Source organism: Streptomyces prunicolor (assembly GCF_045162825.1).
GTDB classification, from domain to species: domain Bacteria; phylum Actinomycetota; class Actinomycetes; order Streptomycetales; family Streptomycetaceae; genus Streptomyces; species Streptomyces prunicolor.
Genome location: NZ_CP108676.1, coordinates 10,235,297 through 10,259,123 on the forward strand (window position 1 = coordinate 10,235,297; position 23,827 = coordinate 10,259,123).

Genomic DNA, 23,827 nt, shown 5'->3' on the forward strand with positions numbered 1-23,827 from the left:
CGCTCAGGACTGTGCCGCCCGGAGAGGAGGGCCACTGATCGAGCCCTCGGGTTCCGGAACATCTCTCCAGGCGCTTGATCCCCGTATCCTCACCGGCTCGGGGCGGATACCGTGGCACATGACCGGAGCGGTCGGCCGGCGGTGTGATGAGGGGATCTGGAGGATCACCGGTGGGAAGCCCTGAGGAGTCCCGGGTGGCCAGGGTCCGGCTGCCGCAGCTGAAGATGGACGAGCTGCTGGAGGAGCTGCAGGCCCGTCTGGACACGGCTCGGGGTACGCGTGACCGCGTGCACAGTCTGCTGGAGGCAGTGCTCTCGGTCGGCCGCGAGCTGAACCTGGAGCAGGCTCTGTACAGCATCGTGGAGGCGGCGGCGGTCCTGGTCGACGCCGAGTACGCCGCGCTCGGTGTGATCACCCCGGACGGGAAGGCGCTGTCGGCCTTCCACACGGTCGGTGTCACCGAGGAGCAGATCGCCGAGATCGGCCCCTATCCACAGGGCCACGGCATTCTGGGCGAGCTGATCCGCCACCCGGAGCCGCTGCGACTGACGAAGATCTCCCAGCACTCCGCCTCGTACGGCTTCCCGGCCAATCACCCGCCGATGAACAGCTTCCTCGGGGTCCCGATCCGGGTGCGCGACCAGGTCTTCGGCAACCTGTACCTGACCGAGAAGCGCGGTGGTGTGCAGTTCGACGAGGACGACGAGTCGGTGCTGTCGACGCTGGCCGTCGCGGCCGGTGTCGCGATCGACAACGCCCGCCTCTACGAGGAGTCGCGGCTGCGCGAGCGCTGGCTTCAGGCGAACGCCGAGGTCACCCATGGGCTGATGTCCGCTGGTGCGCGTACCGACGTCCTCGCCTTGATCGCCGAGCGGGCCGGCGAGATCACGGGATCGGCCCTCGCGGCGGTGGCTTTGCCGATGGAGGGCACCGGATCGCTCGCCGTGGAGATCGCCGTCGGGATGGACTCCGAGGTGCACCAGGGGCTCGTCCTGTCCCTGGACCGCAGCCTGATGGGGCTGGCTTTCGCTCGAGCCGCCCCCGTCACCAGCGCGGACGTGGGCAACGACGGTCGCATCTCGCTGGATCCACCGCGGTTCGGGGGACTCGGCCCCGCCGTGGCCGTGCCCATCGGCACGGGCGCGGCGGGTGTACGCGGCGTGGTCCTGCTGGCGCGGGAGGCCGGGCGGCCGCCCTTCTCGGCGACGGAGACCGAGACCCTTCAGGCCTTCGCCGCCCAGGCGGCCGTAGCGATGGAACTGGCCGACCACCGTCGGGACGCGGCGGAGATCGCTGTTCTTCAGGACCGCGACCGCATCGCCCGCGACCTGCACGACCTGGCCATCCAACGGCTGTTCGCCACGGGCATGACGTTGCAGAGCGCCGGCCGTTTCATCGAGCACGAGGAGGCCGCCGAACGCGTGGTGCGGGCGGTGGACGACCTGGACGAGACGATCAAGATCATCAGGTCGACGATCTTCGGCCTGCGGGCGCGTGACGGCGGCGCCGGGACGGGACTGCGGGCCCGTGTCGTGCGCGCGGCCGGCGAGGCCGCTCCCGTGCTCGGCTTCGCACCCAGCGTCCGGATGGAGGGCCTGGTCGACACCGACGTGCCGCGGGAGACCGCCGACCACGTGATCGCCGTGCTCTCCGAGGCGCTGACCAACATCGCCCGGCACGCTCAGGCCGGCCGCGCCGATGTCGCCCTGGTGACCGACGGCCGGGAGGTGTGCCTGACGGTCACCGACAACGGGGTCGGCATCCCGGCCGAGGGCCGGCGCAGCGGGCTGTGGAACATGGAGGAGCGGGCCCGGCAACTGGGCGGAGACCTGGAGTGGACCACTCCCCAGGGCGGCGGCACCACGCTCGTGTGGAAGGTACCGGTGGCCGGTAAGTAGGCGCCGCTCCGCCACCGTGGATCTCCCCGCCCAAGTCCTGGCCGGATCACGCGCAGCGGACGTCATCCAGCTGCTGCTTCCCCGTGTTCGGCGTACCGGCGACCGCCCGGTGCGGTTTTCCGCCGGTCCGCCCTCGCGTAGGCCCGAGGGGCCCGGCCGCCGGGGCCGTTCGGCCTCCGCACCCCGGCCCGACATACGGCTGAGGTCGGTGTGACGGATCCGGAGAAGGCACGTGGGAGGCGCGATGGAAGCCCCCGTCACCACCTCGGTTCATGTTCTGCGCACGGCACACGAGCAGTTCGTGACCACGCCCGGAGCGTTGCCGCAGGTACGAGACCTGATCGCCGACTCGTGCCGACGCACGCATCCGCCGGCCGCGGCCCTACCCCTTTTCCGAGAACTACTGGGGGACGGTGCCGCCGACGACGGACACGTCTTCGCGGTCGCCGACACCGACGGGACCCTGCTGTGGGTCGAGGGCGACACCGCGACGATCGAACGCGGTGAGCGGATGCACTTCGCTGAGGGAGCTGTCTGGTCCGAGGCCCGGGCGGGAACCAACGCCCCAGGTACCGCACTGGAGTTGGGGCACCCCGTCCAGATCGTGACCGGCGAGCACTGCAACTCTGCGGCCCACGCCTGGTCCTGCGCCGCAGCCCCGGTACGCGACCCGTCCACCGGATGCGTGCTCGGCGTGATCGACCTCTCCGGCGGCGGCACCATCGCGGCGGAGGCCCTGCGGAACCGTATCGACCAGTCCCTGGGCTGGACGGCCGTCGTGCCGTGCTCGGGGGAGCGGGTCCTCGTCCGGTGACAGGACGCGCCCGCCCATGTGTCAGTACGGGAGGTGCCGCCCGGACGGGGTGCGCGGGTCGAGCGGCGCGGGCCGACGCGGAATCGAGGGGCGCTTGGTCTCCTGTACGCGCTTCATGACCGCCGCATCCTGGACTTCCGTGGACCGGGTGCTTCTCACCCGGCGACCGCGTATGCAGTCAGCCTTGTCCGTGACCGCGCGTACGACGATGGGGCCTTGGACCCCGGTCCGTGAGCCACAGCGACCACGCGCCGGAGCCGACCGGCCCCACCTCCTCGTTCCCCGGATGGCACGCCCCTTACCCCGCGCTAGGAGGCGCGACTCCCGGCCAGTGAAGAGGAACTGACAGCTTCCGGCGGCTTCAGGGACCGGTCTGCGACCGGCACGGTCACCACGGGAACCGTCGCGTGCCGCAGGCACTCGCGGCCCACCGGGCCGACCGAGGGGAGTCCGAAGTTCCCGTGCGCCTTCCGTCCCAGGGCCAACAGCATTGCGCCGCGGGCCTGTTGGAGCAGTACACGTGCGGGTGGTCCCTCCACCACGATGCGAAGAACGGCATCGCCGGTCCGGGGTCCCAAGGCCTCGCGCACGGTGGCGGCGAGGACCTGCGCGGCCCGTTCGCGCTCCTGGGCGGGCGTCGGGCCGGTGGGCACCGGAGCGTAGGGCGCGTATCCGTTCGCGGCCGGTTCCCAGGCGTGCACGGCGACGAGGTCCGTGTGCAGGACGGTTGCCTGCTCGGCTGCCCAGCGCAGCGCCGCCATCGAGGGCTCGGATCCGTCGACGCCCACCACGATGCCGGTGCCGTCGGTGTGTTCGGTCATGGCAGCCTCCCTGGTCGGTCTCCTGTCATCACAGTGGCCCGGACACAGCGGCCGTGGCGTGGGCCGACGGGGCCGTGTCCGGGCCCAACAGGCCCTTGCCGTCCGGGCCTTGAGGGCCTGGCCCAGGTCGGGTGCCGTGCTCAGGACGCGGCTCCGGGTTCGTCGCCTCCCTGGTCGAGCCGGAACGGCGGGTAGGTGTCGGTGAGGAGCGCCGCGTAGGCGACCACGCGCAGCACCCACCGGTTGAGCCCGATCACCAGGTCGAACAGGCCGCGCGGGTAGCGTCCGGTGGCGGCCAGCGAGACCCCGGCGAACACGGCGAGCAGGGCGATGAGGCCGCCCGAGGCCCAGGGCACCTTCAGCCCGCCGAGCAGGAACGCCAGGATCAGATAGTGCGGAACGGCCAGGAGCCACCACTTCACCAGGACGAGACCGCGGGACAGCTGCTCCGGGTACGCCACATCCCAGTGCGTGGGGTAGTCGGGCACGTCGGCGAGGGTGAAGGGCGGGTAGCGATCGGTGCCCAGGGCGCCGTACGCGTAGTACGCCACACGCCAACTCCAGCGCAGTACACCGGTGTTGAAGTCGAACAGCGGGCGCGGGTAGCGGCCGGTGAACAGGATCGAGAAGAAGGCCACCACGCTCGTTCCCACGAACGCCACCCACAGGAAGAACAGGACGACGTAGTGGGGGAGGGCGAGCAGCCACTTCACCAGCCACAGCCAGCGCGACAGGGACGGATCGAGGCCCGCGGTCAACCGGGCGGGGTGGACCGTGGGCATCGCTTCATTCATGGTGAACGATCCTTTCGGGGGCTGGTGCGGTCAACTCCGGTAGTTCCGGTGGTCGTCGTGGTTGCCGATGTAGTGCCGTTCCTCGATGACGGCCTCGCGTTCACCCGGCCGCAGGACGACACCCCGGGTGCTCATGAACGTGATGAGCCCGATGACTCCCGCCGCCATCAGCAGGAAGCCGACGACGAGCGAGCTGTAGCCGAACACCAGGCAGCCGCCCAGTACGGTCGCTCCTTCACTTGGACGCGCGGCGCTCGGGATGTCGCCTCGACAGGGAGCCGGCGGCATCCTTCATCCGGCATCAGCGCCAGCGTCTCGCTCCGATCTCCGGCGCCCCAGGGGCTGAGTGGGCAGGCGGCCGGGCCGAGTGGCACTCGTCCTGCCCGGACATCGGGGCGTGCGGCCGCGGCTGACCCATGAGCAGGGAAGGGAAGCCGTACCGGCCCAGGCTCGTGAACTGACCGTCGATGAAGGGGAGATGGGGGCCGGTTGGTCCTCCGTGGGGGCCTGGCGGCCTCTTTCACCCCCGGCGATGGAGGAACGACGCTGGCATCGAGGAACACACCGAGAAAGGGGAGGTGCGGATCATGCTTGCGTCCGGCATGGCCGGAGTGGACAGATCTGCGGAGCGCCTGGCCGCCGCCATGGGGTACCGCCCACGCCTTTCGGGCAGTGGGGGAGGGCGGCCAGGGAAGAGCTGCGCCGCGGCCTGCTGTTGCGGCTCGTGCACGCCTGGGACCGGCATCCGCGCCCGGCGGAGGAAGAGTCCGAGAGCGCGGTTCAACGGCATCCGGCGCGGAGTTCTCTGCGACAGGCGCAGGACCGGGTCCGGGCGGTGTGCCCGGACGTGCGCCCGGTCGACGAGCTGGTGGAGGGTCCCGCGATCGCGGAGCTGCTGAAGGCGGCCGAGGACGCCGAGCTGCTGGTGCCGGGCTCGCGCGGCGTGAGCGGGTTCGCCGGATTCCTGGTGGGTTCGGTCGGGGAGGGCGTGGTGGCCTGTGCCACCCGCCTGGAAGACGCCGGTCCTGGGGCTCGGTCCCGGCGAGGTCGACCTGCTCAACGACCCGCACCGGGCCGAGGAATGGCAGAACCTCCTGAACGGCGCGACAAGTACCCCGACGTCGAGGTCGTCGCGGCGGTGACCAAGGACCGGCCCCGTGACCCACGCCGTCGTCCAGCACGTCGACTGCCCGGTCGCCGTGGTCTCGCACGTCTGAGGAGTGACCCCCGTGATGATGTATGGGAACTACCACGACATGAGCGGCTGGGACTGGTTCGCGATGTCGAGCGGCTCGGTCCTGCTGTGGGCCGTGCTCCTGACCGTCGCCGTCCTGCTCATCCGCAACCTGACCCGCACCTCCCAGCGTCCGAACACCCTCGCCGCGCCCTCGCCCGAGCAGGTGCTCGCCGACCGGTTCGCCCGTGGGGAGATCGACGAGGAGGAGTACCGCAACCGCCTGGCCGTCCTGCGTACGGACGGTTCCGGGCTCACCGAACACTGAAGCCGAAGGGTGGGGCGACGAGCGACGGCAGCGGCCCGTCCGTCGCCCCACCCCCGTGTGTCTTCGAGGGTGCCGAGGCCCCGATCACCCGGGACTCGGCGGGCCCAACGGGTCTGCGGGCGGGGACCGGTTGGTGTGTCGATGGGTCCGTCCGGCCCCTGTGGGAGTGCCGGGGGTCGCACGAGGCTGGAGTCCAGTGGAGCGCCTCTTCCGTCCGGGGAGGGTGCCTGGAGAGGGGTGGACTGTGATGAGTGGCCCGGTGGTCGTGGGAGTGGATGGTTCGCGGTCGAGTCTGGCGGTGGTGGAAGTCGCCGCACAGCAGGCCGAGCGGCTCGGGGTCGGCCTGGAGCTGATGGAGGTCATCGGTTGGCCGTCCGGAGGCGTACGGTCGGGAGTTGCCTCGTGGGACGCGGTCAGGACCGGTGCTCTGGCCGAGGCCGAGCGACGTGCGCTCAGCGCCGCACCGGGCGTGCGGATCTTGCGCGAAGTCCTTGTCGGAGAACCCGGGAACCTGCTGGCGGCGGAGTCGCACCGCGCGTCCCTGACCGTCGTCGGAAGCAACGGCACACGAGGGCACAGCACCCTGCGCGACAACTCGCTCGCCGGGTGCCTGACCGCACGCGCGTCGGGTCCGCTGCTGGTGGTGCGTGGCAGGCCGGACCCGGCCGGCCCTGTGCTGCTCGCCGTCCACGGCACGTCGACACTCCGTGAAGCCGCCGAATTCGCCTTCGCCGAGGCCTCGTTGCGGGCTGCCGACCTGGTGGCTCTGCATCTGCGGCACGCCGTCGCCACGAGGCCGTACGGAGGGTCCGGTACCGCTGGGCCGGAGGAGGACGAGGACTTCGCACTCGCCGAGACCTTGTCCGAGCTGCGCAAGCGGTACCCGGACGTCACCCTGCGCTGCCGTCGGCCGCAGGGCCGATCCCGCCGGGTCCTCGTCGAGGCCAGCGGTGACAGCCAGCTCCTCGTGGTTGGGGTACGTGGCCGGTCCCGGTTCGGAGGCGGCCTGCTGGATCCGGTCGGGCGGACCGCCTTGCGCGAGGCCGACTGCCCCGTCGTCGTGGTTGCCTGCTAGTCCCCCGAGGGACGGCCGCACCAGAGGGTGGCCGGTGGAACACCGTCTGGTGTTCCACCGGCCACTCGCACGTGCGGCGGACGACCGGATCCACGGCATGGTCTCGGGCGACGGTCGTTCAACGAGGGGTCACACCCGGCGTGGCGGCCGGCGGTGCGCCCTGCTCCCATGACTGACGTGCCGTACGGCGTGGTGAGGCGGGCCCCTGCGGGCCGTAGCCGAGGCGGAGCACCATCTGGGTGAACTCCCGTCGGCTGTCCGTGAGTTGCTCGCGCAGGTCGGGCCACTCCAGTGCCTGGTGCAGGAGGGAGGCGCGCACGCCGTGGATGGTGGCCACCAGCAGGACGCGTTCGAGTGCCTCGCCGGCGCGCAGCCAGTCCGTGCGGCGGTCGTGGAGGGTGGACAGTACGGCGATGGAGGGCCGTTTCTCGAAGGGGCGGGCGGCGAGCGCCGTCGGGTGCCGGTGGGCGCCGAAATCCCGGACGGGTATCCGCTCCCGGGAGTCCTGCGGACCGATCGCCTCCGGAGGTATGCCGAGGGATTCGCCATGGGGCGGGTGGACCCAGCGGCGGCTCTCCACGGCCCGGCTTGCGTCGGCGGTGTTGCGCTGCTCCGCCTCCCACGTCAGCCGTAGCAGACGGTCGGTCTGCGTGGGTCCCGGCAGGTCCAGCACAGCGCCTTCCGCGTGGGCGGCCTCGGTCAGTTCGGTCAGTACAGATACCGGCACCGGCCGGTCGGAGAACGGGAAACGGCTGCTGTGCCGGCGCCACAGGGCGTCGTAGAGATGCGGCGCCATGGGCGGGCGGGTGGTTCCGGCGAGCCGTACGGTGGCCAGCAGGTCGGGTTCGTCGGGCCGGGGGAGACGTCGGGTCACGGGCTCCCAGCCGCAGTGGGCGACCGCGACGCGCAGGTTGAACAGCGCGCAGCCGACCGAGATGTGCAGGGCACGCCCCGTCGGGTCGGTGTGCCGCAGGCCGCGTTCCGCGACGGCCCGGATCTCCAGCGTGACGGTGTCCGGGTCGAGCCGGAAGCGCCAGGGCTGGGTGTTGTGGATCGAGGGCGCGGCGACGGACGCCGCGATCAGCGTTTCCAGGGTCGGGACGTCGAGAACCGTGCTGGACATGGGGTCTCCTCCCCGCCCCGCGCCCGAAGAGCGGCAGGGCTGTTCGCTGTTCCTGTCCAGCGTGGTGGCGCGGGAAGGGCCGGAGGGAGGGGCCGTACGGCCTCAGGTCGCGCCGGACGGCCCGGCGCGACCGCTCAGCCGCCCGAACGGTCCCCGGACTCGGACTGCTCCAGGTGCGAGGCGAGGACGGCGGCCTGTACCCGGCGCTGGACGCCGAGCTTGGCGAGGAGCCGGGAGATGTGGTTCTTCACGGTCTTCTCCGACAGGTACAGCCGCTTGCCGATCTCGCGGTTGGTGAGCCCGTCCCCGATCAGCGCGAGGATCTCCCGTTCGCGCGGCGACAGACTTGCCAACTCCGGTGCCATCTCGGGGACTTGGGCCGGTTCGGCGCGCAGCGAGCGCATCAGACGGGCCGTCGTCGCGGGGTCGAGCATCGACTGGCCGGAGGCGACCGTCCGTACCGCCGAGACCAGGTCGGAGCCCTTGATCTGCTTGAGTACATAGCCCGAGGCTCCGGCCATGATGGCGTCGAGCAGGGCGTCCTCGTCGTCGAACGAGGTGAGCATCAGTACCGCCAACTCCGGCATCTGGTCGCGGAGTTCGCGGCAGACGGTGATGCCGTCGCCGTCGGGGAGGCGTACGTCCAGCACGGCGACGTGCGGGCGCACCGCGGGGGCTCGTACGAGGGCGTGCTCCACGTTCTCCGCGTCGCCGACCACCGAGATGTCCTCCTCGGCGTCCAGCAGGTCGGACAGACCGCGCCGGACGACTTCGTGGTCGTCCAGCAGGAAGACGCGGATCGGGTCCTGTGCGGTGAAGGTGTGTGCCTCGGCCATCTCGACGCCTCGTTCCCCGGAGTGTGAACGGACTGCGGGCCGTCCGTGACCTCGATCATCACGCGCCCGGCCCGGCAGCACTAGGGCCGACCGGCCCAACCGGCCCCTCGAGACGTGTCCCGACCGGCCCCCACACGCTGGTCCGGCGGCCCCTCCCGGCGTCGGTCACCCGGTGAGACCTTCCTGTTTGTTCTCGTCTCCATGATGCCCGTGAGGGGGTGTGACCGATGCGGAAGACCAAGCGCGTGAAGGTCCTGGGGTGGCGCTGGCGGCGCAACGAACTGCGCCGGCCCAGCGACGCGGTCGAGGCGTGGATCGTCCTGGCCGCCTGGGCGTTCGCGACAGCCGGGGGAGCCGTCGCAGGGGTTGCGGGCGCCCAGGCCGTCGAGGCCGCGCAGGCGAGGAGCGGAGCGGAACATCGGCCGGCCACGGCCGTGCTGCTCGGCACCGTGCCGCGCGGTGCACACGCCCCGGCCACCTATAACCGGGTGCGGGCGAACGTGCGCTGGACCGACGCGCAGGGCACCGTCCGCACCGCCACGGCGGACGTGCGGGTCGCAACGGCTGTCGGCAGTTCGGTACCGGTGTGGACGGACGGGCGCGGCCACCTGGTGGACGAGCCCGCGAGCCCGGCCGTAGCCACGGCCCGCGTAGGGCTGGCTGGTAGCGGGGTCGGATTGGCCGGTGGGCTGTTCGTGCTCGCGGGCGGACGGCTGATCCGGCTGCGGGTGGAGCGACGGGCCACCGAGCGGTGGGGCGAGGAGTGGGAGCTGACCGGGGCGCGCTGGGGGCGCAGGACCGGCTGAGACGCCGTTGCTCCGCCGGTCGTCGGTGGCCGGCGGGGCAACGGCTTGTGGGCTCACGGCCCTTTTGGCGCTCTCGCTACGCCGAGCGGTCGTCGGGCCCGTCGAGTCCGAACTCCACGTCCACGACCCCTTCGACGGCTCGCACCAACCGTGCGGCCACCGGGACCAGGGACGTATCCCGTACCCGGCCGCCGAGCCGTACGACACCGTCCCGGACCTCGACCCGCACCACGGACGCCGGGCCGGGGAACAGGTGGGCGACCACCTCGCGCCGTATCTCCTCCGCGATCTCCTCGTCCTCCCGGAGGAACACCTTCAGCAGGTCGGCCCGGCTGACGACGCCCTCCAGCCGGCCCGCGTGGTCGACGACGGGCAGCCGCTTGACCTTGGCCCGGGCCATGGTCCGCGCGGCCTGCGCGAGGGTCGCGCCCGGGCCCACGGTCAGGGCCGGCGCGGTCATCAGCTCGCCCGCCGTCACCGAACCGGCCTTCGCGAGGTCGGACAGTCGGCGCAACTGGGTGTGCCGGTCGGGGTCGTCGTCGCGGAACTCCTCCTTGGGCAGCAGATCCGCCTCCGAGACGATCCCGATCACCCGCTCCGCCGCGTCGAGCACGGGCAGGGCACTGACCTTCCGCTCCTGCATCGTGCGCACGATGTCCTTGAAGGCGGTCCCTCGGACGACGGTGGCGACGGTACGGGTCATCACGTCGCTCACGATGTGCGGTGATCCACGCATGGTCACTCCTCCCTCGTCACGGTCCGTCGGCGCGGTCACCTCATGCCGCCGCTGCCGTACGGGGCGTACAGGTCCAGCAGCCGGGTGCGGGCCGAGCGGAGCCGGTGGGCCACGATGTCGCCCACCCACTGGAAGACGTGCACGCCGAACGCGGGATCGTCCTCGCACAGCGCGCGTACTGCCGTGGCCTCGAACTCCCAGGCCCGCACCGGTGTCGTCGCCTCGGCGCCCAGGTGCCAGGTGTGCGGGCCGAACAGCCAGGACCAGCCGACGAGTTCGTTGTGACCCAGCGACTCGATGACGGCGGCCTGACGGCCCGGCACGTGCATGTCGAGGGCGATCGTCCCGGTGCGGATGATCCAGAACCGGTCGGCGCGGGCGCCCTCCTGGAAGAGCCGGGCGCCCTGCGGGACCGACACCTCGCGGGCGAGCTTCATCAGCTGTTCGCGGTGCTCCGGGGGCAGGGCCCGCGGCATGCTCATGGTCGGGGAAGCGTTCATGACGTACCTCCGCAGAGCGCATGTATCTACCACTTCCAGGGTCCGCCCGTGCGTCCCGACAGGCCATGGGCCACCCGGCCCGAGGACCGGGCCGACCGGTGCCCCGGAAGAGCCTTACGGCACCCTGTGCCACCGAGGTGCCGGCGGTTCGATGAGACCGAGAGAGGTACTCGACCGGCATGAACACGAGGGGGTGGACACCGTGGGTACGACCTTGACACCGGAGTTCTGGAGGCAGTTCGCCGTCCTGCTGGTGATCGCGACCGTGGTCACCGCCGTGGTCAGCGCCGCACTCGACGCGCTGGTGCTGCGGATGCGCGTCCGCCGGACACCGCAACGGCCGCCGGCCACACAGATCGTCCGCACGCATCGGCCGACCCGGGGGACTCCCGTCCATCACTGACACACCGTGTATGAAGAGCCGGCCCACAGGGCACCGACGGAATGCGGTGCCCTGTGGGTCTGCCGCCTCCGGGAAGCAGGGGTGCCGTCGGCGTCCCGGAGATGGGTTCGTACGATCGGACAGTGATCAAGCAGACCACGGTGCGCACGGGGCGGAAACAGGTCTTCGGGACCATCCTCTGCGGAGTGATCGCCCTTTCCCTCTTCGGCGGCGCCGTCTACATGGCCGTCGCGGCCGTCGGACGCCTGGGGCTGGTCGGGCAGCAGCTGACCATGCGGGTCACGGACTGCGAGGCGTCCGCGCCGGCGACGACGTCCCGGGGCGGCGGTCATCCCGACCTCGACTGCAAGGGGTTCGTGGATCCGGCGCAGGCCCCCGGCCGCGGGACACGCCGGATCACGGCGACCGGCTTCTCCTCGGAGCCCGTCTTCGGCGCGCCCGTGAAGGTGGCAAAGGAGCCGTGGGGATCCTGGGTGCCGGTGGATCAGGGCGACTGGAACCGGCTGGGCCGCGCTCTCTCCCCGCTGATCCCGCTCGCCTTCGCCGTGCTGTTCGCCAAGGTGCCGGTGGCCGCTTACCGCCGCTGGAGGAACTCCGGGCGGTTGCCCGCGGGGGTCTCGGCGTAGAACTCGGCGTGTACGGTGCCGCGTTCCCGGCGCAGGGCTCATTGCGCGGGGCGACGTCCAGAGCGACGTACTCCGCTGCCGGGGAGCCCTGATTCGTCGGTCGTCCACCCGCACGCGCGCGTCGTCGCGCCTCGGCGGCAACGCCCTCCCGCCCTCGGGCGCCGCGCGACCTGCCCTTGAGCCGACGGCCGCCGGAGTCGCCGTGCGCCGACACGAGCTCGATGCCGCGAACTCGGCGGAGCCGGTCAACAGCCGAAGGGTGATGCCGCACATGGAGCCCCGCCCAGCGGGAACCGGCAGCGTGGCTCAGGGTCCGAATGCCTGCCCGGCCGTTCCAGGTGCTCGCCCATCTCCGCATACCGGCTGAACCACCCTGCGCCGACCGGCCGTTCAGGGCTGGGACGTACCGACCGGAGCCCGAGGTCGGTCTCCTCACTGATCTTCAGCACCCTGCTCTTTCGCCGTGGAGACCGCTCCGGTGCGAGGCCCAACCGGCCCTGCCGAAGGGGCCGTTCAGCCCGGCGCCGACGGACCAACGGCATCAGGTGGCGGACGGCCCGGCGCACCAGAGTCAGAGGTGCAACGAACGACCTGACACCTCGAAAGGACCACGATCATGGCCGTGCACGAGCACCCGCACCGCACTTCCGGCTTCCACCTGCCCATGTCCCGCAGGAACGGCTCGGCGTCGGACGGCGCCGTGACGGCAACCGCCACGACGACCACCGGGACCCGTGCCTATGCGTTCGCGTCTCTGCGTCTGCTGACCGGGTTCGTGTTCTTGTGGGCGTTCCTGGACAAGACCTTCGGCCTTGGCTACGCGACCCCCTCCGGCAAGGGCTGGATCGACGGTGGTTCGCCGACGAAGGGTTTCCTGAGCAGTGTGGCGGCGGGTCCGATGGAGTCGACGTTCCATGACTGGGCGGGTGCGGGCTGGGCGAACTGGTTGTTCATGCTCGGTCTGCTCGGTGTCGGTGTCGCACTGGTCTCCGGTGTCGCGCTGCGGCTGGCCGCTGTTGCCGGTACGGCGATGATGGCGCTGATGTGGATCGCTGAGTGGCCGCCGGCGAAGCACCTGTCCGACGGCACGGTGAGCATGTCGTCCAACCCCTTCGTCGACTACCACCTCATTTACGCGGTCGTTCTGATCGCCCTCGCGGCGGCGGGCGCCGGCGCCACGTGGGGTCTCGGCAGGGCCTGGGCCAAGCTGCCCATCGTCCGCGACCACAACTGGCTGCGCTGACCGCAGGAGAAACGGTGGGCCCCTCGCGAGGGGCCCACCCTGTGTCTGCCCATTGGGCCGATCGGCCCCTGCCGGGGACCTGCGGCCCCTGCCGCGGGAACCCCTACGCCACGAAGCTGGAATCAGACATCCGTTCAGGAGGAAGAACCATGGTCCGCACTGTTGTCGCAGGTCTCGACGGTTCCCCCGAGAGCCGCGCCGCCGCCGAATGGGCGGCCCGCGAGGCGGAGTTGCGCGGCCTGCCGCTGAAGATCATCCATGTCTGGGTGCCCGCCCCGGACCCCTTGGCCCAGGCGCCGCTGATGGGCGCGGAGACGCAGCAGCAGTGGAGCGAGCGGATTCCGCGTGAGGCGGGCGAGGGCCTGCGCCTGCGCCACCCCGACCTGGACGTGACCGAGGACCAGCTGACCGGTCCGACCGCGGACGCGCTGGTGGACGCGGCGAAGGACGCCGAGCTGCTGGTTCTCGGCTCGCGTGGACTGAGTGGTGTCGGTGGGTTCCTCGTCGGTTCCGTCGGCCTCTCCGTCGTGGCGCGCGCGGAACTGCCCGTGGTCCTGGTCCGGGCCGGCGAACAGGTCACCGACGAGGACGGGACGAACCCGCCGTCCGCCACGCCGTCCCGGCCCGTGGTCCTGGGCATCGACGCCGGCGCCCCCGCCGACGCGGTGATCGAGTTCGCGTTCGCCGAGGCCGCCCGGCGCGACACCATACTGCGGGTCGTCCACGGCTGGAGCCTGCCGCCGTACTACGCCTACGGCCTCGGGATGGACGCGGGCCTGAACGACGAGCTGTTCCGCGAGGAGGCCGCGGCTCTCACCGAGGCGCTGCGCCCCTGGCAGCTGAAGCACCCCGCCGTCGAGGTCGCCCTGGAGTCCCGCGTGGGCAGCGCCGCCGATCACCTGGTGGACGCCTCCCGTGAGGCCTGTCTGGTCGTCATCGGCCGCCGGATCCGCCGCGGCGCGCTCGGCGCCCATATCGGCCCGGTCGCGCACGGTGTCCTGCACCACTCCATCGCCCCCGTGGCCGTCGTCTCGCACGACTGACCCACACCGATCCGCTTGAGGAGTAGCAGTCATGAAGGCAGCAGTTGTACGAGCGTTCGGTGAACCCCTGGTCATCGAGGACCGCCCCGATCCCGAGCCCGGCCCCGGCCAGGTCCGGGTCCGTGTCGAGGCGTCCGGGCTGTGCCACACCGACATCCACGCCGCCCACGGCGACTGGCCGGTCAAGCCCAGCCCGCCGTTCGTGCCCGGGCACGAGGGCGTCGGCCTGGTCGAGAAGCTCGGCGACGGCGTCACCCACCTGGCCGTCGGCCAGCGGGTCGCGGTGCCGTGGCTCGGCCGGGCCTGCGGGCGGTGCGAGCACTGCCTGTCCGGCTGGGAGACGCTCTGCGAGCAGCAGATCAACACCGGCTACGGCTGCGACGGCGGATACGCCGAGAAGATGCTGGCCTGGGCCGACTTCGCCCAGCCGGTGCCCGACGGCGTGAGCGCGATCGACGCCGCCCCGCTGACCTGCGCGGGCGTCACGACGTACAAGGCGCTCAAGGTCGCCGGCGTGCGGCCCTCCCAGCTTGTCGCGATCTCCGGTGTCGGCGGGCTGGGTCACCTGGCGGTGCAGTACGCGAAGATCGCCGGGGCGACTGTGGCCGCGATCGACGTCACCGACGAGAAGCTCGAACTCGCCACCGAACTCGGCGCCGACATTGTCATCGACGCCCGCAAGGACGACGTCGGCCAGGTCCTCAAGCAGCACGGCGGAGCACACGCGGCGATCGCGCTCGCGGTGAACGAGGGCGCGTTCGCCGCGGTCAACTCCGGTCTGCGGCGCGGCGGAAGGCTCGTCATGGTCGCGCTGCCCGCGCACGGCAGCATCCAGGTCCCGATCTTCGACACCGTGCTGAACGGGACCTCGGTGATCGGCTCGATCGTCGGCACCCGGCAGGACCTCACCGAGGTGTTCCAGCTGCACGCCGCCGGACGGACCAAGGTCATCTGCGAGACCCGCCCGCTGGCCTCCGTCAACGAGTCCATCGACGAGGTGCTGCGCGGCAGCGTCAAGGCCCGGATCGTGTTCGACCTCCTCGGTTCGGGGCGGTGACGGTGATGACGAAGGCCCTGCCGATCGTGGTCGGTGTCGACGGTTCCGAGCCCAGCCTGCGGGCCGTCGACTGGGCGGCCGACGAGGCCGCGTTGCGCGGGGTTCCGCTGCGGCTGGTGTATGCGTCGCTGTGGGAGCGGTACGAGGGCACCTCGCTCGCCGAGGACCTCGCCAAGCCCGACGAGCAGGTGCGGGCCGAGGACATCGTCGACAACGCCGCACGCCGGGCACGCCGCCGCCAGCCCGAACTCGACGTGCGCGTCGAGGTGTTGGCGGAGGAACCCGAGTACGCGTTGGTACGGGAGAGCCGCCACGCCTCGGTGCTGGTGACGGGCACCCGTGGCCGCAGCGGTCTCGCCGAGGCGCTGCTGGGTTCCGTGAGCCTGATCGTGGCCGGGCACGCGCAGTGCCCGATGATCGTCGTCCGCGGCAACCACGACAACCAGGCCGCCACCGGCACGCACGGCCGCATCGTCGTGGGTGTCGGAGCGAAGCCGGCGGGCTCGGCGGCGGTGCGCTTCGCCTTCGAGGAGGCACGGCGACGCGGAACGACGGTGGACGTCGTACGGGCCTGGCGCTGGCCCGCGCACGAGACCACCGACCATCCCCTGATGTCCGGCGAACCCGCCCGACTGCACGAACAGCAGGCGGTCGAGGCGCTGGAAACGGCCCTCCAGGACATACCCGCCGACGTCGTATCGCACCGCCGTGTCGTCGAGGGCCCCACCCGGACGGTGCTCGTGGACGCCTCGCGCGACGCCGACCTCCTGATCGTCGGAGCCAAGCGCCGCCCCGGGCACTACGGACTCCAACTGGGCCGCGTGGCCCACGGAGTGCTGCACCACTCCGCCTGCCCGGTGGCCATCGTGCCCGAAAAGGGATGAGCGCGATCGTCCCCAACTCCAGCCGCTGACGCGGTAGTTCCGCCGCTGCCGCCCGTTGACCGATATCGATGACTTCCGGAGCTTCCGATGCCCAAGACCGCAAACCTGGACGCGACCGCCCTGTCCGAACTCTCCGCACTTTCCGACGAGGAACTGCGCACCCTGGACGCCCATTGGCGGGCCGCCAACTACCTTGCCGCGGGCCAGATCTACCTGATGGAGAACGCGCGGCTCACCGAGCCCCTGAAGCCGGAGCACATCAAGCCGCGGCTGCTCGGGCACTGGGGGACCTCGCCCGGTCTCAACCTCGTGTACACCCACCTCAACCGGGTGATCAAGGCACGTGACCTGGACGCGTTGTGCGTGTGGGGTCCCGGCCACGGCGGCCCGTCCGTGCTCGCCAACTCCTGGCTGGAGGGCAGCTACAGCGACACCTACCCGGACATCTCGCGCGACGGGGCCGGCATGGAGCGGCTGTTCAAGCAGTTCTCCTTCCCGGGCGGGGTGCCCAGCCATGTGGCGCCGGAGACCCCCGGCTCGATCCACGAGGGCGGTGAGCTCGGCTACTCCCTCGCGCATGCCTACGGCGCCGCCTTCGACCACCCGGACCTCCTGGTCGCGTGCGTGATCGGTGACGGCGAGGCGGAGACCGGCCCGCTGGCCGCGGCCTGGCACTCCAACAAGTTCCTCGACCCGGTCCACGACGGCGCGGTCCTGCCGATCCTGCATCTCAACGGCTACAAGATCGCCAACCCGACCGTCCTCTCCCGCCTGCCCGAGTCGGAACTCGACGAACTGCTGCGCGGCTACGGCCACGACCCGATCCATGTGACGGGCGATGACCCGCTGAAGGTGCACCGTGCGATGGCCGCCGCGTTCGACGACGCGCTGGACCGCATCGCCGTGATGCAGCAGTCCGCCCGTGAGGACGGCGTGGCCGAGCGGGTGCACTGGCCGATGATCGTGCTGCGCACCCCGAAGGGCTGGACCGGTCCGGCCGAGGTGGACGGTGTCCCGGTCGAGGGCACCTGGCGCGCGCACCAGGTCCCGCTGTCCGAGGTGCGCGAAAACCCGGAGCACCTGCGGCAGTTGGAGGCGTGGCTGCGCTCCTACCACCCGGAGCAGCTCTTCGACGCCGGCGGCCGGCCCGTCGCGGACGTCCTCGCCTGCGTCCCCGAAGGCACCAAGCGTCTCGGCTCCAGCCCGTACGCCAACGGCGGCCTCCTCGTCCGCGACCTGCCGATCCCCTCCCTGGACCGTTTCGCCGTCCCGGTCGAGAAGCCGGGCAGCACCCTGCACGAGCCGACCCGGATCCTGGGCGATCTCCTGGAACAGGTCATGCACGACACCGCGGCGAGCCGCGACTTCCGCCTAGTAGGCCCGGACGAGACCGCCTCGAACCGTCTCCAGGCCGTCTTCAACGCCAGTGGCAAGGCCTGGCAGGCGGGGTTCCTGCCGGTCGACGAGCACCTGGACCGGCATGGCCGGGTGATGGAGATCCTCTCCGAACACACCTGCCAGGGCTGGCTGGAGGGCTATCTGCTGACCGGGCGGCACGGACTGTTCTCCTGCTACGAGGCCTTCGTCCACATCGTCGACTCGATGGTCAACCAGCACATCAAGTGGCTGAAGACATCGAGGGAGTTGGCGTGGCGGGCGCCGATCGCCTCCCTCAACTACCTTCTGACGTCACATGTTTGGCGCCAGGACCACAACGGCTTCTCCCACCAGGACCCCGGCTTCGTCGACCACGTCCTCAACAAGAGCCCCGAAGTCGTGCGGGTCTACCTCCCGCCGGACGCCAACACCCTTCTCTCCGTGGCCGATCACGTCCTGCGCAGCCGCGACTACGTCAACGTGGTCGTCGCCGGCAAGCAGCCCTGCTTCGACTGGCTCTCCATCGACCAGGCCCGTGCCCACTGCGCGCGCGGCGCCGGGATCTGGGAGTGGGCGGGCACCGAGAACGGCGGCGAACCCGATGTCGTCCTCGCCTGCGCCGGTGACGTCCCCACCCTGGAGGTCCTGGCCGCCGCCCAGCTGCTGCGCCGCCACCTGCCCGACCTCGCCGTCCGCGTCGTCAACGTCGTCGACATGACGCGGCTCATGCCCCGCGACGAACACCCGCACGGCATGGCCGACTTCGAGTACGACGGCCTGTTCACCACGGACAAGCCGGTCATCTTCGCCTACCACGGTTACCCGTGGCTCATCCACCGCCTCGCCTACCGCCGCACCGGCCACGCCAACCTGCACGTACGCGGCTACAAGGAGTCCGGCACCACGACCACCCCGTTCGACATGGTCGTCCGCAACGACCTCGACCGCTACCGCCTCGTCATGGACGTCATCGACCGCGTCCCCGGCCTCGCGGTACGCGCCGCCGCCGTACGCCAGACCATGGCCGACGCCCGCACCCGCCACCACGCCTGGATCCGCGAACACGGCACCGACCTCCCCGAGGTCGCCGACTGGACCTGGAACGCCTGATATCCCCGACCCCGCAACATCCCTGCGCCGTAAAGGAGTTCACCGCCATGACCGTACGCGTCGGCATCAACGGCTTCGGCCGGATAGGCCGCACCTATCTGCGCGCGGCACTCGACCGCGCCGAGGCGGGCACCCAGGACGTCGAGGTGGTCGCGATCAACGACATCACCTCGCCCGCCACCCTCGCCCATCTCCTGGAGTACGACTCGACGTTCGGCCGCATCGGACGCGAGGTCAGCCACGACGACAGCTCGATCACCGTCGACGGCACGCGGATCGCCGTCAGCGCCGAACGCGACCCGGCGGCCCTGCACTGGTCCGACTACGGCGCGAGCGTCGTCATCGAGTCCACCGGCCGCTTCCGCGACCGCGACTCCGCCGCCCTGCACCTGAAGGCCGGCGCCCACACCGTGCTGCTGTCCGCGCCCGGCAAGAACGCGGACGCCACCATCGTCATGGGCGTCAACGACACGACGTACGACCGGCACCGCGACCGGATCGTCTCGGCCGCCTCCTGCACCACCAACTGCGTCGCCCCGATGGTCAAGGTGCTGCACGACGCCTTCGGCATCGAGCGCGGCATGATGACCACCATCCACGGCTACACCAACGACCAGTCCCTCCTCGATGCCCCGCACAAGGACCTGCGCCGGGCCCGCTCGGCCGCCCTGAGCATCATCCCGACCAGCACCGGCGCCGCGCGTGCCGTCGGCCTGGTACTGCCCGAGCTGGCGGGAGCCCTGGACGGCATCGCCGTACGCGTGCCCGTCGAGGACGGCTCGCTCACCGACCTCGCGGTGGTGCTGCGCCGTGAGGTGACGGCCGAGGAGGTCAACGCCGTCTTCGACGAGGCCGCCGAGGGCCCGCTCAACGGCATCCTCCGCGTGACGAAGGCCCCGATCGTCTCCCGCGACGTCATCGGCGACCCCTCCTCCTGCATCTTCGACCCCGCCCTCACCCAGGCGCACGGCACCCTGGTCAAGGTCTTCGGCTGGTACGACAACGAGTGGGGCTACAGCAACCGCCTCCTCGACCTGACGGCACTGGTCGCCGACGACTGAGCACGACTGCGAGAGGCCCCGTGTGGTGGGCCCGTGCGGCGGGTTCCTGAGGGCCGATCGGCCCCATGGTCCGCCCCCGGGCAGCCCATGGGGCCTCTCTCCGTTCTGCGGGACGCTCGAAGTGTCGAAGAAACTCCGAGGAGACCCGTGATGACGGACGACGTGCTCAGCCGACCCACCGTCCATGCCCTGCTCGCGGACGGCACCACTGTGTGCATCCGTCCGGTCGTGGCGGGCGACCATGACCAACTGGAGGGACTCTACGAGGAGATGTCCCCGGAGAACCTGCGGCTGCGGTTCTTCGGATTGAGCCGCCGGTCCGCCGAGCCGGCGGCCGACCGGGCCTGCCGCCCGCACCCCGGGTACCGTGCGCTGCTGGCTGAGGCCAAGGGCCAGGTGATCGGGCTCGCCGAGTACGACAACGGCGGCACCGGTACAGCGGCCGACATCTCCATCGCGGTCGCCGACGGACTGCACCACCGGGGCGTCGGCACCCTCCTCGTCGAGCACCTGGTCTCCGCCGCTCGCGCCGAGGGCATCACCACGTTCACGGCCGACGCGCTCAGCGAGAACCACGAGATCCTGCGGCTCTTCGCCGACCTAGGCCTGCGCACCGCCCGCCGCTTCGAGGGCCCCGAGATGCGCTGCACCATCGAACTCGACGAGGACGAGCACTACTTGTCGGCCACGGACGCACGCGGCCGTGCCGCCGACGTCGCCAGTCTCGTACCGCTGCTGCGCCCCGACGCGGTCGCCGTCGTCGGTGCGGGGCGCACCGCCGGTTCCGTGGGTCGGGCGATCCTGCACCACCTGAAGGCCGGCGGCTTCACCCGCCGCCTCTTCGCGGTGAACCCCGCGGCCACCTCGATCCTCGGCGTGCCGAGCTACCCGTCCGTGAGCGCCCTGCCCAGGACGCCCGACCTCGTCGTCGTGGCCGTACCGGCTGCATCCGTCCCGGCCGTCGCCCAGGAGTGCGGCAAGGCGGGCGTACGCGCGCTCCTCGTCATCACCGCGGGACTCGACCCGGCGCAGGCCAAGGCGCTCACGGCGACCTGCCGGACGTACGGCATGCGGCTGGTGGGCCCCAACTGCCTCGGTGTCTCCAACACCGAACCGGCACTGAGGCTCGACGCGACCTTCGCCGCCGACCACCCCCGCCCCGGCGTCGCAGGTGTCGCCGTGCAGTCCGGCGGCGTCGGCATCGCCCTGCTCGACGGGCTGTCCCGACTCGGCATCGGAGTCTCGACCTTCGTCTCCCTGGGCGACAAGTTCGACGTCAGCGGAAACGACATGCTCCAGTGGTGGGAGAGCGACAGCCACACCGACCTCGCTCTGCTGCACCTGGAGTCCTTCGGCAACCCGCGGGCGTTCTCCCGCACCGCGCGCCGCGTGACCCGCCGGATGCCCGTCCTGACCGTCGACGCGGGCCGCACCGACGCCGGCCGCCGTGCCGCCGCCTCGCACACCGCGGCGGCCGCCACCCGCACCATGACGCGCGGAGCGCTGTTCACCCAGGCCGGCATCACCGCCACCCGCTCCGTCGGCGAACTCCTCGAAGCCGCCGCCCTGTTGCACTCCCAACCGCTGCCGACCGGATCCCGCGTCCTGATCGTCACCAACGCCGGGGGAACCGGGGTCCTCGCGGCCGACGCCTGCGCCGAGGCCGGGCTCAGCCTGCCGACGCCCACCCCCGAACTCGTCGACGACCTGCTCGCCGTACTGCCCGAGGGTGCCGCGATCGGCAACCCGGTCGACGCCACTGCGGCCGTCTCGGAGGAGCAGCTCAAGGACTGCGTGGACCGTGTCATGCGGCACGCCGGCGTCGACGCCGTCCTCGTGGCCCTGGTTCCCACGGCGGTCGCCGAGGCGACCGGCGACGACCTCGTCCGGGCGTTGACCCGGGCAACGGGCCGCAGGTCCAAGCCGATTGCTGTGGTACGGCTCGAACAGGCCCTGCCCGTCGAGCTGTTGCCCACCACCGACCTGCGTACCGTCCCCGCCTACGCCGAACCCCAGGCGGCGGCACGGGCGTTGGCCCACGCCGCCCACCGCGCGGCCTGGCTCGCCCGGCCCGCCGGCACCGTCCCCGACCTCGACGGAGTCGAGACGGCGCGCGCCCACACCGTCGTCGAGACCTACCTCGACGCGCACCCGGACGGCGGCTGGCTCGGCCCGCGCGAGTGCGCCGAACTCCTCGGCTGCTACGGCATTCCCCAGCAGGCCTGGGCCTGGGCGGAGACCGAGGACCAGGCAGTCCTCGCCGCCGACCGGATGCGCGGCGCCGACGGACGGGTGGTCATGAAGGCTCACTGGCCGGGCCTGCTGCACAAGAGCGAACAGCACGCCGTCCACCTCGACCTGCGCGGCGACGCCCAAGTACGCGCAGCCTTCCGGGACTTGGAGACCCGGTTCGCCGGACTGCTGACGGGCGTGGTCGTGCAGCCGCTCGCCGAGCGCGGTACCGAGCTGTTCGCCGGCGTCGTCCAGGACCAGGTCTTCGGACCGCTCGTCCTCTTCGGCCTCGGCGGTGCCGCGACCGAGCTCCTCGCCGACCACACGGCCCGGCTCGCCCCGCTCACCGACCACGACGTGCACGACCTGATCACGGCCCCGCGCTGCGCCCCGCTCCTGTTCGGCGCGCACGGCAGCCGGCCTGTCGACCTCGAAGGTCTCGAACAACTCCTGTTGCGGCTCTCCCGGATGGCGAGCGACCTGCCGCAGCTGGCCGAGGCCGACTTCAACCCCGTACTCGCGGCGCCGGGCGGCGTCTCCGTCCTCGATGCGCGCGTCCGCCTGCTGCCCAACCGGCCGCAGGACCCGTATCTGCGCCGACTTCGCTGAGGAGGGAACACCATGAAGCACAACAAGGTCGGCTCCGTGATGACCACGGAGGTCGTCCGGGCCACGTACGGAACGCCGTTCAAAGAGGTGGCACGCCTGCTCGGAGAGCACCGCATCAGCGGCCTGCCCGTGGTCGACGAGAACGACCAGGTCGTCGGAGTCGTCTCCGAGACGGATCTGATGGCCCACCAGGCCGAGGCACCCGACCGGTACGAGCCGAAGAAGCGGTTCCGGTTCGCCGATCTGACACGCAGCGGCAAGCGGCGGGCCGCGAAGGCCACGGCCCGCACCGCCGGCCGGCTGATGACCGCGCCGCCCGTCACCGTGCACGCCGAGGACACCATCGTCGAGGCCGCCCGGACCATGGCCCAGCACCGCGTGGAGCGGCTGCCCGTCCTCGACGAGGAGAACCGGCTCGTCGGCATCGTCACCCGCCGCGACGTGCTCCAGGTCTTCCTGCGGTCCGACGCGGACATCCGCGAGGAGGTCGTCGCCGAGGTGCTGGTCCGTGCCCTGTGGCTGGCGCCGAGCAGCGTCGACGTCTCCGTGGCGGACGGTGTCGTCACGCTCTCCGGCCACATGGAACGCAGGAGCGAGACGGAGATCGCCCTCTCCATGACCCGTCAGATCGACGGCGTCGTCGCGGTCGTCGACAAGCTCTCCTACCGAACGGACGACTCCCGCATCCAGCCGGAGGACCAGCAGTACCACGGCGTCTCCGAGACCTGGCTGCGCCACCTGTGAAGTGAGAGGAGTGTGGAGCGCCATGCCCACCAGTGTGCTGGTCGCCTACGGGACGACCAACGGATCCACCGCGCAGATCGCCGAGGCCGTCGCCGAGGTCCTGCGCAAGGCGGGGCTCGTCCCCGACCTGCTGCCCGCTCGGTCCGTCGTGGACGTCACGCCGTACAGCGCCGTGGTGGTCGGCGGCGGGCTGTACGCCGGCCGCTGGCACCGTGACGCCCGCCGGTTCGTGAACCGGCACGGGCGTCAACTGGCCGAGCGCCCGCTGTGGTTCTTCAGCAGCGGACCGCTCGACGCCTCCGTCTCGGAGCGGGACATCCCGCCCGTGCACGGCGTACGGCGGGCCATGGCCCGGCTCGACGCGAGGGGCCACGTCACCTTCGGCGGCTGCCTGGAGGAAGGAGCCAAGGGACGTATCGCCCAGTCGATCGTGCGCAACGGGAAGGGCGGAGACTTCCGCGACTTCGGCGCGATCGAGGGATGGGCGACACGGATCGCGGACGAGTTGCTGAAGGAGCGGGAGGAGGACTGAA

At 71.4% G+C, this 23,827-nt stretch carries 24 protein-coding genes and 1 pseudogene; 18 read left to right on the top strand and 7 right to left on the bottom strand.

The genetic code is table 11. The annotated features are described in order from the left end of the window. Positions 1-146 precede the first annotated feature (146 nt). Entirely contained in the window at positions 147-1,898 is a 1,752-nt protein-coding gene (locus OG588_RS46295) for a GAF domain-containing protein (protein ID WP_405952530.1), read from the top strand. A 244-nt stretch (positions 1,899-2,142) separates the two neighbouring features. Then, positions 2,143-2,712, top strand: a complete 570-nt coding sequence (locus OG588_RS46300; protein WP_405952531.1) for a hypothetical protein — start codon at positions 2,143-2,145, stop codon at positions 2,710-2,712. Between the two features lie 308 nt (positions 2,713-3,020). On the opposite strand, the gene OG588_RS46305 is transcribed toward OG588_RS46300, so the two are convergent. The 3 genes from OG588_RS46305 to OG588_RS46315 form a co-directional block, all read right to left on the bottom strand. Further along, positions 3,021-3,533, bottom strand: coding sequence for a universal stress protein (locus tag OG588_RS46305; protein ID WP_405952532.1), 513 nt, complete (start codon positions 3,531-3,533; stop codon positions 3,021-3,023). Between the two features lie 140 nt (positions 3,534-3,673). Continuing rightward, positions 3,674-4,327 (bottom strand): DUF4389 domain-containing protein, encoded by a 654-nt coding sequence (locus OG588_RS46310; RefSeq protein ID WP_405952533.1) that lies wholly within the window; start codon positions 4,325-4,327, stop codon positions 3,674-3,676. Between the two features lie 30 nt (positions 4,328-4,357). Next, positions 4,358-4,615 carry a hypothetical protein gene (locus tag OG588_RS46315; RefSeq protein ID WP_405952534.1) on the bottom strand — a complete coding sequence of 86 codons (258 nt, stop codon included), beginning with the start codon at positions 4,613-4,615 and terminating at the stop codon, positions 4,358-4,360. Positions 4,616-4,859: 244 nt separating this feature from the next. On the opposite strand from OG588_RS46315, the pseudogene OG588_RS46320 reads away from it, so the two are divergent. The 4 genes and pseudogenes from OG588_RS46320 to OG588_RS46335 all read left to right on the top strand — a co-directional run. Beyond that, a pseudogene (locus tag OG588_RS46320) lies at positions 4,860-5,264 on the top strand (hypothetical protein); the annotation flags it as partial. A 61-nt stretch (positions 5,265-5,325) separates the two neighbouring features. After that, a complete protein-coding gene (locus tag OG588_RS46325) occupies positions 5,326-5,469 on the top strand; it encodes a hypothetical protein (RefSeq protein WP_405952535.1) in 144 nt (47 codons plus the stop codon). Positions 5,470-5,559: 90 nt separating this feature from the next. Next, positions 5,560-5,829, top strand: coding sequence for an SHOCT domain-containing protein (locus OG588_RS46330; RefSeq protein WP_405953387.1), 270 nt, complete (start codon positions 5,560-5,562; stop codon positions 5,827-5,829). Between the two features lie 247 nt (positions 5,830-6,076). Further along, positions 6,077-6,904 (top strand): universal stress protein, encoded by an 828-nt coding sequence (locus OG588_RS46335; RefSeq protein ID WP_405952536.1) that lies wholly within the window; start codon positions 6,077-6,079, stop codon positions 6,902-6,904. A 118-nt stretch (positions 6,905-7,022) separates the two neighbouring features. Here OG588_RS46335 and OG588_RS46340 read toward each other — a convergent pair whose 3' ends face one another. Next, positions 7,023-8,027: an Acg family FMN-binding oxidoreductase gene (locus OG588_RS46340; protein ID WP_405952537.1), complete on the bottom strand. Its 1,005-nt coding sequence runs from the start codon at positions 8,025-8,027 to the stop codon at positions 7,023-7,025. A 134-nt stretch (positions 8,028-8,161) separates the two neighbouring features. Continuing rightward, positions 8,162-8,863 carry a response regulator gene (locus OG588_RS46345; protein ID WP_405952538.1) on the bottom strand — a complete coding sequence of 234 codons (702 nt, stop codon included), beginning with the start codon at positions 8,861-8,863 and terminating at the stop codon, positions 8,162-8,164. A 227-nt stretch (positions 8,864-9,090) separates the two neighbouring features. On the opposite strand from OG588_RS46345, the gene OG588_RS46350 reads away from it, so the two are divergent. Beyond that, positions 9,091-9,669, top strand: coding sequence for a hypothetical protein (locus OG588_RS46350; protein ID WP_405952539.1), 579 nt, complete (start codon positions 9,091-9,093; stop codon positions 9,667-9,669). 76 nt (positions 9,670-9,745) lie between these two features. On the opposite strand, the gene OG588_RS46355 is transcribed toward OG588_RS46350, so the two are convergent. Both OG588_RS46355 and OG588_RS46360 read right to left on the bottom strand, forming a co-directional pair. Then, on the bottom strand, positions 9,746-10,405 hold the full coding sequence (locus OG588_RS46355) for a CBS domain-containing protein (protein WP_405952540.1): 660 nt from the start codon (positions 10,403-10,405) through the stop codon (positions 9,746-9,748). Positions 10,406-10,440: 35 nt separating this feature from the next. Then, positions 10,441-10,905 carry a cyclic nucleotide-binding domain-containing protein gene (locus OG588_RS46360; RefSeq protein WP_405952541.1) on the bottom strand — a complete coding sequence of 155 codons (465 nt, stop codon included), beginning with the start codon at positions 10,903-10,905 and terminating at the stop codon, positions 10,441-10,443. Between the two features lie 151 nt (positions 10,906-11,056). Between OG588_RS46360 and OG588_RS46365 the strand changes: the two genes are divergently transcribed. The 11 genes from OG588_RS46365 to OG588_RS46415 all read left to right on the top strand — a co-directional run bounded on the left by OG588_RS46365 (position 11,057) and on the right by OG588_RS46415 (position 23,826). After that, complete coding sequence (locus tag OG588_RS46365) at positions 11,057-11,308, top strand: hypothetical protein (protein WP_405952542.1); 252 nt, start codon at positions 11,057-11,059, stop codon at positions 11,306-11,308. 122 nt (positions 11,309-11,430) lie between these two features. Next, positions 11,431-11,934: a hypothetical protein gene (locus OG588_RS46370; protein ID WP_405952543.1), complete on the top strand. Its 504-nt coding sequence runs from the start codon at positions 11,431-11,433 to the stop codon at positions 11,932-11,934. 616 nt (positions 11,935-12,550) lie between these two features. Further along, positions 12,551-13,177, top strand: a complete 627-nt coding sequence (locus OG588_RS46375) for a hypothetical protein (protein WP_405952544.1) — start codon at positions 12,551-12,553, stop codon at positions 13,175-13,177. 149 nt (positions 13,178-13,326) lie between these two features. Next, the gene (locus OG588_RS46380) at positions 13,327-14,220 is read left to right on the top strand and encodes a universal stress protein (RefSeq protein WP_405952545.1); all 894 of its coding nucleotides are present in this window, start codon (positions 13,327-13,329) and stop codon (positions 14,218-14,220) included. Positions 14,221-14,251: 31 nt separating this feature from the next. After that, positions 14,252-15,277: an alcohol dehydrogenase AdhP gene (gene adhP, locus OG588_RS46385; RefSeq protein ID WP_405952546.1), complete on the top strand. Its 1,026-nt coding sequence runs from the start codon at positions 14,252-14,254 to the stop codon at positions 15,275-15,277. A 5-nt stretch (positions 15,278-15,282) separates the two neighbouring features. Further along, a complete protein-coding gene (locus OG588_RS46390) occupies positions 15,283-16,161 on the top strand; it encodes a universal stress protein (RefSeq protein WP_405952547.1) in 879 nt (292 codons plus the stop codon). A gap of 87 nt (positions 16,162-16,248) precedes the next feature. Further along, positions 16,249-18,648, top strand: a complete 2,400-nt coding sequence (locus tag OG588_RS46395; protein ID WP_405952548.1) for a phosphoketolase — start codon at positions 16,249-16,251, stop codon at positions 18,646-18,648. 47 nt (positions 18,649-18,695) lie between these two features. After that, positions 18,696-19,709, top strand: coding sequence for a type I glyceraldehyde-3-phosphate dehydrogenase (gap, locus tag OG588_RS46400; protein ID WP_405952549.1), 1,014 nt, complete (start codon positions 18,696-18,698; stop codon positions 19,707-19,709). Positions 19,710-19,859: 150 nt separating this feature from the next. Beyond that, positions 19,860-22,550 carry a GNAT family N-acetyltransferase gene (locus tag OG588_RS46405; RefSeq protein WP_405952550.1) on the top strand — a complete coding sequence of 897 codons (2,691 nt, stop codon included), beginning with the start codon at positions 19,860-19,862 and terminating at the stop codon, positions 22,548-22,550. Positions 22,551-22,562: 12 nt separating this feature from the next. Beyond that, positions 22,563-23,294 (top strand): CBS domain-containing protein, encoded by a 732-nt coding sequence (locus tag OG588_RS46410; RefSeq protein ID WP_405952551.1) that lies wholly within the window; start codon positions 22,563-22,565, stop codon positions 23,292-23,294. A gap of 22 nt (positions 23,295-23,316) precedes the next feature. After that, positions 23,317-23,826, top strand: coding sequence for a flavodoxin domain-containing protein (locus OG588_RS46415; protein ID WP_405952552.1), 510 nt, complete (start codon positions 23,317-23,319; stop codon positions 23,824-23,826). The last annotated feature ends 1 nt before the right edge of the window (position 23,827 follow it).

Bases quoted from the DNA above. Each gene is read 5' to 3' on its own strand.
- OG588_RS46380 (WP_405952545.1), top strand. From the start codon at position 13,327: ATGGTCCGCACTGTTGTCGCAGGTCTCGACGGTTCCCCCGAGAGCCGC.
- OG588_RS46330 (WP_405953387.1), top strand. From the start codon at position 5,560: ATGATGTATGGGAACTACCACGACATGAGCGGCTGGGACTGGTTCGCG.
- OG588_RS46405 (WP_405952550.1), top strand. From the start codon at position 19,860: ATGACGGACGACGTGCTCAGCCGACCCACCGTCCATGCCCTGCTCGCG.
- OG588_RS46395 (WP_405952548.1), top strand. From the start codon at position 16,249: ATGCCCAAGACCGCAAACCTGGACGCGACCGCCCTGTCCGAACTCTCC.
- OG588_RS46295 (WP_405952530.1), top strand. From the start codon at position 147: ATGAGGGGATCTGGAGGATCACCGGTGGGAAGCCCTGAGGAGTCCCGG.
- OG588_RS46340 (WP_405952537.1), bottom strand. From the start codon at position 8,027: ATGTCCAGCACGGTTCTCGACGTCCCGACCCTGGAAACGCTGATCGCG.
- gap (WP_405952549.1), top strand. From the start codon at position 18,696: ATGACCGTACGCGTCGGCATCAACGGCTTCGGCCGGATAGGCCGCACC.
- OG588_RS46360 (WP_405952541.1), bottom strand. From the start codon at position 10,905: ATGAACGCTTCCCCGACCATGAGCATGCCGCGGGCCCTGCCCCCGGAG.
- OG588_RS46415 (WP_405952552.1), top strand. From the start codon at position 23,317: ATGCCCACCAGTGTGCTGGTCGCCTACGGGACGACCAACGGATCCACC.
- OG588_RS46310 (WP_405952533.1), bottom strand. From the start codon at position 4,327: ATGAATGAAGCGATGCCCACGGTCCACCCCGCCCGGTTGACCGCGGGC.
- OG588_RS46350 (WP_405952539.1), top strand. From the start codon at position 9,091: ATGCGGAAGACCAAGCGCGTGAAGGTCCTGGGGTGGCGCTGGCGGCGC.
- OG588_RS46305 (WP_405952532.1), bottom strand. From the start codon at position 3,533: ATGACCGAACACACCGACGGCACCGGCATCGTGGTGGGCGTCGACGGA.
- OG588_RS46345 (WP_405952538.1), bottom strand. From the start codon at position 8,863: ATGGCCGAGGCACACACCTTCACCGCACAGGACCCGATCCGCGTCTTC.
- adhP (WP_405952546.1), top strand. From the start codon at position 14,252: ATGAAGGCAGCAGTTGTACGAGCGTTCGGTGAACCCCTGGTCATCGAG.
- OG588_RS46335 (WP_405952536.1), top strand. From the start codon at position 6,077: ATGAGTGGCCCGGTGGTCGTGGGAGTGGATGGTTCGCGGTCGAGTCTG.
- OG588_RS46355 (WP_405952540.1), bottom strand. From the start codon at position 10,405: ATGCGTGGATCACCGCACATCGTGAGCGACGTGATGACCCGTACCGTC.
- OG588_RS46390 (WP_405952547.1), top strand. From the start codon at position 15,283: ATGACGAAGGCCCTGCCGATCGTGGTCGGTGTCGACGGTTCCGAGCCC.
- OG588_RS46410 (WP_405952551.1), top strand. From the start codon at position 22,563: ATGAAGCACAACAAGGTCGGCTCCGTGATGACCACGGAGGTCGTCCGG.
- OG588_RS46300 (WP_405952531.1), top strand. From the start codon at position 2,143: ATGGAAGCCCCCGTCACCACCTCGGTTCATGTTCTGCGCACGGCACAC.
- OG588_RS46315 (WP_405952534.1), bottom strand. From the start codon at position 4,615: ATGCCGCCGGCTCCCTGTCGAGGCGACATCCCGAGCGCCGCGCGTCCA.
- OG588_RS46365 (WP_405952542.1), top strand. From the start codon at position 11,057: ATGAGACCGAGAGAGGTACTCGACCGGCATGAACACGAGGGGGTGGAC.
- OG588_RS46375 (WP_405952544.1), top strand. From the start codon at position 12,551: ATGGCCGTGCACGAGCACCCGCACCGCACTTCCGGCTTCCACCTGCCC.